This window comes from Arthrobacter sp. 18067 (genome assembly GCF_902706295.1).
Taxonomy (GTDB): domain Bacteria; phylum Actinomycetota; class Actinomycetes; order Actinomycetales; family Micrococcaceae; genus Arthrobacter.
In genome coordinates this window covers 1-5,747 of record NZ_CACSJJ010000046.1, presented here as the reverse complement: position 1 = coordinate 5,747, position 5,747 = coordinate 1, and the positions used below count along the sequence as shown (strand labels likewise).

Genomic DNA, 5,747 nt, shown 5'->3' with positions numbered 1-5,747 from the left:
GTAAGTTTGAAAAGTTGCTCCGGAGCGATCCTGGACCCTGTGGGGTGTGGGTGGTGCCGGTAGTGTCTGTTGTTTGAGAACTCAATAGTGTGCCAAGTTTGTTGATACCGATTGTTTTTCAATTGGTTGAAATTTATGCCAGGTTGTCATGCACCCCCGTGTGTGGTGGTCTGGTTTTCAGCTGGTTTCGAATTTTGTGCAGCCGCGTCGGCCGTTATTTCCGGTGGGTGTGGTTGTGTCTGTTTGATTTTTTTTACTTCAACGGAGAGTTTGATCCTGGCTCAGGATGAACGCTGGCGGCGTGCTTAACACATGCAAGTCGAACGATGATCCCAGCTTGCTGGGGGATTAGTGGCGAACGGGTGAGTAACACGTGAGTAACCTGCCCTTGACTCTGGGATAAGCCTGGGAAACTGGGTCTAATACCGGATATGACCGTCTGACGCATGTCAGGTGGTGGAAAGCTTTTGTGGTTTTGGATGGACTCGCGGCCTATCAGCTTGTTGGTGGGGTAATGGCCTACCAAGGCGACGACGGGTAGCCGGCCTGAGAGGGTGACCGGCCACACTGGGACTGAGACACGGCCCAGACTCCTACGGGAGGCAGCAGTGGGGAATATTGCACAATGGGCGCAAGCCTGATGCAGCGACGCCGCGTGAGGGATGACGGCCTTCGGGTTGTAAACCTCTTTCAGTAGGGAAGAAGCGAAAGTGACGGTACCTGCAGAAGAAGCGCCGGCTAACTACGTGCCAGCAGCCGCGGTAATACGTAGGGCGCAAGCGTTATCCGGAATTATTGGGCGTAAAGAGCTCGTAGGCGGTTTGTCGCGTCTGCTGTGAAAGACCGGGGCTCAACTCCGGTTCTGCAGTGGGTACGGGCAGACTAGAGTGATGTAGGGGAGACTGGAATTCCTGGTGTAGCGGTGAAATGCGCAGATATCAGGAGGAACACCGATGGCGAAGGCAGGTCTCTGGGCATTAACTGACGCTGAGGAGCGAAAGCATGGGGAGCGAACAGGATTAGATACCCTGGTAGTCCATGCCGTAAACGTTGGGCACTAGGTGTGGGGGACATTCCACGTTTTCCGCGCCGTAGCTAACGCATTAAGTGCCCCGCCTGGGGAGTACGGCCGCAAGGCTAAAACTCAAAGGAATTGACGGGGGCCCGCACAAGCGGCGGAGCATGCGGATTAATTCGATGCAACGCGAAGAACCTTACCAAGGCTTGACATGAACCGGTAATACCTGGAAACAGGTGCCCCGCTTGCGGTCGGTTTACAGGTGGTGCATGGTTGTCGTCAGCTCGTGTCGTGAGATGTTGGGTTAAGTCCCGCAACGAGCGCAACCCTCGTTCTATGTTGCCAGCGCGTTATGGCGGGGACTCATAGGAGACTGCCGGGGTCAACTCGGAGGAAGGTGGGGACGACGTCAAATCATCATGCCCCTTATGTCTTGGGCTTCACGCATGCTACAATGGCCGGTACAAAGGGTTGCGATACTGTGAGGTGGAGCTAATCCCAAAAAGCCGGTCTCAGTTCGGATTGGGGTCTGCAACTCGACCCCATGAAGTCGGAGTCGCTAGTAATCGCAGATCAGCAACGCTGCGGTGAATACGTTCCCGGGCCTTGTACACACCGCCCGTCAAGTCACGAAAGTTGGTAACACCCGAAGCCGGTGGCCTAACCCTTGTGGGGGGAGCCGTCGAAGGTGGGACCGGCGATTGGGACTAAGTCGTAACAAGGTAGCCGTACCGGAAGGTGCGGCTGGATCACCTCCTTTCTAAGGAGCTGCTAGCAACTGGTTGCTGCGCCTGCATGGGTGTGGTGGTGGTTGTCAGTGTTGCCCATTGCGCAGGCGTCTGTTCTGCGGTGGGTGCTCATGGGTGGAATATCAACGAATCAAACTTGTTTGGCATGGCCTTTACCGGTTGTGTCCTGGTGCCAGTACGGCGGCCTGTGCCTCTTTTGGGGGGTGTGGGTTGTTTGGAACGTGGCCGGGGCGTGCGGTTGTGGGGGTTGTGTTTGGCGCACTGTTGGGTCCTGAGGCAACAGGACCTTTTTGCAGCAATGCAGGGGGGCACTTCTGGTGTTTCTTTTGTTCCTGCTTCCGGTTCCTTCGGTCACTGTTATCAGCCCTGTGTGGGTTGTGGTGGGTGGGGGTCTGGTTGATGGGGTTGTTGTTTGAGAACTACATAGTGGACGCGAGCATCTAGAACACATGCGCAGTGCCGGCACCCTTTTTGGGGGGGTTGGTTGTGTGTGTTCTTACAGCAATTTCTTATGAATGAACCCTGGGCCCAAGTGGCTCGTGGTTCTCTCGAGTAAGTTTTTGATCTTTGTGTGGTCAAGTTTTTAAGGGCACACGGTGGATGCCTTGGCATTAGGAGCCGAAGAAGGACGTAGGAATCTGCGATAAGCCTGGGGGAGTTGATAACCGAGCGTTGATCCCAGGATGTCCGAATGGGGAAACCCCGCACAACGCTGCAAGGTGATTGTGTGACCCGCATCTGAACACATAGGGTGCGTGGGGGGAACGCGGGGAAGTGAAACATCTCAGTACCCGCAGGAAGAGAAAACAAGAGTGATTCCGTTAGTAGTGGCGAGCGAACGCGGATGAGGCTAAACCGTTCCATGTGTGATAGCCGGCGGGCGTTGCATGGGCGGGGTTGTGGGACTTTCCGTTTTGGTTCTGCCGGACCAATGGGGTGAGAGCATGAGCATAGGTGAACGGTCTTGAAAGGCCGGCCAGAGAGGGTGGGAGCCCCGTAACCGTAATGTTGTGTGCCGCCTGGAGAGGATCCCAAGTAGCACGGGGCCCGAGAAATCCCGTGCGAATCTGTCAGGACCACCTGATAAGCCTAAATACTTCCTAATGACCGATAGCGGACCAGTACCGTGAGGGAAAGGTGAAAAGTACCCCGGGAGGGGAGTGAAACAGTACCTGAAACCGTGTGCTTACAATCCGTCGGAGCCAGTCTGATTCTGGTGACGGCGTGCCTTTTGAAGAATGAGCCTGCGAGTTAGTGTTACGTCGCGAGGTTAACCCGTGTGGGGTAGCCGTAGCGAAAGCGAGTCTGAATAGGGCGAGTGTAGTGGCGTGATCTAGACCCGAAGCGGAGTGATCTACCCATGGCCAGGTTGAAGCGACGGTAAGACGTCGTGGAGGACCGAACCCACTTCAGTTGAAAATGGAGGGGATGAGCTGTGGGTAGGGGTGAAAGGCCAATCAAACTCCGTGATAGCTGGTTCTCCCCGAAATGCATTTAGGTGCAGCGTTGCGTGTTTCTTGCCGGAGGTAGAGCTACTGGATGGCCGATGGGCCCTACAAGGTTACTGACGTCAGCCAAACTCCGAATGCCGGTAAGTGAGAGCGCAGCAGTGAGACTGTGGGGGATAAGCTTCATAGTCGAGAGGGAAACAGCCCAGACCACCAACTAAGGCCCCTAAGCGTGTGCTAAGTGGGAAAGGATGTGGAGTTGCGAAGACAACCAGGAGGTTGGCTTAGAAGCAGCCATCCTTGAAAGAGTGCGTAATAGCTCACTGGTCAAGTGATTCCGCGCCGACAATGTAGCGGGGCTCAAGTACACCGCCGAAGTTGTGGATTTCACACATTGCCCTAGCCTTCGTGGTTCAGGGGTGTGGAGTGGTAGGGGAGCGTCGTGTGGGCAGTGAAGTCGCGGTGGAAACCAGCGGTGGAGCCTACACGAGTGAGAATGCAGGCATGAGTAGCGAAAGACGGGTGAGAAACCCGTCCGCCGAATGATCAAGGGTTCCAGGGTCAAGCTAATCTGCCCTGGGTAAGTCGGGACCTAAGGCGAGGCCGACAGGCGTAGTCGATGGACAACGGGTTGATATTCCCGTACCGGCGAAAAACCGCCCATGCCAAGCGGGGGATACTAACCGCCCGGAGCCTGCCCGCTCACCCTTGTGGTGTTGTGGGTTTTGGCCGAGCGCGGGACCTGATCCCGGGAGGTAAGCGTATTAACAGGTGTGACGCAGGAAGGTAGCCGGGCCGGGCGATGGTTGCCCCGGTCTAAGGATGTAGGGTCAGGGATAGGCAAATCCGTTCCTGTGTGCTTCGAGCACGTGCCTGAGATCTGATGGGACTCCCGTTTGGGGGGATCCGGTGATCCTATGCTGCCAAGAAAAGCATCGACGCGAGGTTTTAGCCGCCCGTACCCCAAACCGACACAGGTGATCAGGTAGAGAATACCAAGGCGATCGAGAGAATTATGGTTAAGGAACTCGGCAAAATGCCCCCGTAACTTCGGGAGAAGGGGGGCCTGCCCCGTGATGGAGACTTGCTCTCCGTGAGCGGGTGTGGGCCGCAGAGACCAGGGGGAAGCGACTGTTTACTAAAAACACAGGTCCGTGCGAAGTCGCAAGACGATGTATACGGACTGACTCCTGCCCGGTGCTGGAAGGTTAAGAGGACCGGTTAGCCACTTCGGTGGCGAAGCTGAGAATTTAAGCCCCAGTAAACGGCGGTGGTAACTATAACCATCCTAAGGTAGCGAAATTCCTTGTCGGGTAAGTTCCGACCTGCACGAATGGAGTAACGACTTCCCCGCTGTCTCAACCATAAACTCGGCGAAATTGCAGTACGAGTAAAGATGCTCGTTACGCGCAGCAGGACGGAAAGACCCCGAGACCTTTACTATAGTTTGGTATTGGTGTTCGGAGTGGCTTGTGTAGGATAGGTGGGAGACGTTGAAACCCGGACGCCAGTTCGGGTGGAGTCATCGTTGAAATACCACTCTGGTCACTTTGGACATCTAACTTCGGCCCGTGATCCGGGTCAGGGACAGTGCCTGATGGGTAGTTTAACTGGGGCGGTTGCCTCCTAAAAAGTAACGGAGGCGCCCAAAGGTTCCCTCAGCCTGGTTGGCAATCAGGTGTCGAGTGTAAGTGCACAAGGGAGCTTGACTGTGAGAGAGACATCTCAAGCAGGGACGAAAGTCGGGACTAGTGATCCGGCGGTACATTGTGGAATGGCCGTCGCTCAACGGATAAAAGGTACCTCGGGGATAACAGGCTGATCTTGCCCAAGAGTCCATATCGACGGCATGGTTTGGCACCTCGATGTCGGCTCGTCGCATCCTGGGGCTGGAGTAGGTCCCAAGGGTTGGGCTGTTCGCCCATTAAAGCGGTACGCGAGCTGGGTTTAGAACGTCGTGAGACAGTTCGGTCCCTATCCGCTGCGCGCGCAGGAAATTTGAGAAGGGCTGTCCTTAGTACGAGAGGACCGGGACGGACGAACCTCTGGTGTGTCAGTTGTACTGCCAAGTGCATCGCTGATTAGCTACGTTCGGATGGGATAACCGCTGAAAGCATCTAAGCGGGAAGCTCGCTTCAAGATGAGATTTCCATACACATTATGTGTGAGAGGCCCCCAGCCAGACCACTGGGTTGATAGGCCGGATGTGGAAGCGAGGACTAAAGACTCGTGAAGCTGACCGGTACTAATAGGCCAACAACTTACACCACACAACACACTGCACGCGTCCACTATGTGGTTCCCGAACAACAACCCGTTCCGGAACACCACACAACTAAATAACAACACCACACATGTTGTAACCACACACTTCCCACCCCCAGCACCACCAACGGGGGGACGGGTAACAAGGTTACGGCGGTCATAGCGTGGGGGAAACGCCCGGTCCCATTCCGAACCCGGAAGCTAAGACCCACAGCGCCGATGGTACTGCACCCGGGAGGGTGTGGGAGAGTAGGACACCGCCGGACA

Annotated in this window: 3 rRNA genes; all 3 read left to right on the top strand. The window is 55.6% G+C overall.

The window, feature by feature from the left end:
- Positions 1–258: 258 nt before the first annotated feature.
- Positions 259–1,778 (top strand): 16S ribosomal RNA (locus GVL04_RS23825).
- A gap of 562 nt (positions 1,779–2,340) precedes the next feature.
- Positions 2,341–5,485 (top strand): 23S ribosomal RNA (locus GVL04_RS23820).
- Positions 5,486–5,629: 144 nt separating this feature from the next.
- Positions 5,630–5,746 (top strand): 5S ribosomal RNA (gene rrf / locus GVL04_RS23815).
- Together the 16S, 23S and 5S rRNA genes form the textbook arrangement of a ribosomal RNA operon.
- Position 5,747 lies beyond the last annotated feature (1 nt).